This is a genomic window from Paenibacillus sabuli, from assembly GCF_014705605.1.
Taxonomy (GTDB): Bacteria; Bacillota; Bacilli; order Paenibacillales; family Paenibacillaceae; genus Paenibacillus_D; species Paenibacillus_D sabuli.
The window spans coordinates 1-1,433 of record NZ_JACXIZ010000099.1; the positions used below are offsets into that span (position 1 = coordinate 1).

The window sequence follows — 1,433 nt, forward strand, 5'->3', positions numbered from 1 at the left end:
GCCGCTTGGTCCGGGCGGAGAGTAGGAGCCAGGAAGCGGAATCAGCCGGACACATCCGACTTCGTCGGACGTCATGAACCCTGAACGTTATCGGAAATTTCTTGAAAGGGCGGATGAAGACTAAATGAATATACATGCAGTTATTTTTGATTTAGACAACACATTAATAAACAGAAAGCAGGCCTTTAAAGAATTCTCAAATAGACTCATAGAAAAATACATAATAGATTTAGAGCCCTCTGAAAGAAAAGACGTTTTACAGTATATTATTGAGGCAGATAATGATGGATATAGAAGCAAGAAGGAACTATATCAAGAATTACTGAGTACTTTGAAGTGGAAGAAGCAAGAAACAACAATCAAGGAATTACTTGATTTTTGGTTTTCTGAATTTTACAAATGCTCTGTTCTAATGGAAGGTGCAATGGATGTCTTACAAAGTTTGAAAAGGCAAGGTCTAAAACTAGGTTTAGTTACGAATGGTTCTGCCCACTCACAGAACTCAAAGATTGATTTTGTTGGATTACGGGAACACTTTGATGCCATTATAGTCTCAGATGAAGTACAGGTAAAGAAGCCAGCGAAAAGGATATTTGAAATCACCTTGGACCGACTAGGAGTGAAACCGGAATTTACTATTTATGTAGGCGATCATCCTCTCAATGATGTAAAAGGAGCAAGTGATGCTGGCTTGAAAACAATTTGGTTAGAAGGATTCAGGAAATGGGATGTACCAGAAACCCAACCTCATTATAAGATAAGTAAATTAACGGAAATGATTGAGATGCTTGAAGGTGGCTCAAAGAAGTCAAGAAACTCCCGATAACAACGGGTGCATGCTGCGCGGCATTCGCCGCTTGGTCCGGACCGGAGGTATGAAGCCAGGAAGCAGAATCAGCCGGACACATCCGACTTCGTCGGACGTCATGAACCCTGAACGTTATATGCAACTCCTGTAGCTAAATCGAAGAAGAAAAGCCCACCCGCCATCCAAATAAACGCAGGTTGTTGGATGGAACGGAGCGCCTACATCGTAAGCGAACGGCTGGAAATAGCCGTTCGGAAGGTTTCCCCCCCTGAAGAACGAAAAATCGATAAAAAAGGCGAAGAGCTGAAAAGACGATAAAGGCTATTCAAAACAAAAGATTTAGAGTTACTGGAGTGAGGCGGAACGTCAGGAGAACGTGGCGATTCGACAGTCGAGCGTGGATGAAAGCGCGTGGTCGCCGTATGAAAAGATGAAAGCCCTATAAAATTCTGGATAAAGCTGTATAATGATAAAACCTATAAAATCTATACAACCCTATAAAACCGAAAACACGATAAAAAGATGAAAAGAAGGGGGGGAAACCTTCAAAACGATTCGGCGTGGGCTTGGTCAACGGAGCAGCACATAACAACGGGTGCATGCTGCGCGGCTTTCGCCGCTTGGT

General features: G+C 42.8%; 2 protein-coding genes. One reads left to right on the forward strand and one right to left on the reverse strand.

Going from position 1 to position 1,433, the window contains the following annotated elements; genetic code table 11:
• Positions 1-124: 124 nt before the first annotated feature.
• Positions 125-826, forward strand: coding sequence for an HAD family hydrolase (locus tag IDH44_RS26250; RefSeq protein ID WP_190921781.1), 702 nt, complete (start codon positions 125-127; stop codon positions 824-826).
• A gap of 421 nt (positions 827-1,247) precedes the next feature.
• Here IDH44_RS26250 and IDH44_RS26915 read toward each other — a convergent pair.
• Positions 1,248-1,433 (reverse strand): hypothetical protein (locus tag IDH44_RS26915; RefSeq protein WP_223870067.1); only part of this gene is annotated, 186 nt, incomplete at its 5' end.

What these genes read in the sequence shown, in the direction of transcription:
- IDH44_RS26250 (WP_190921781.1), top strand. Translation starts at nt 125, where the DNA reads ATGAATATACATGCAGTTATTTTTGATTTAGACAACACATTAATAAAC.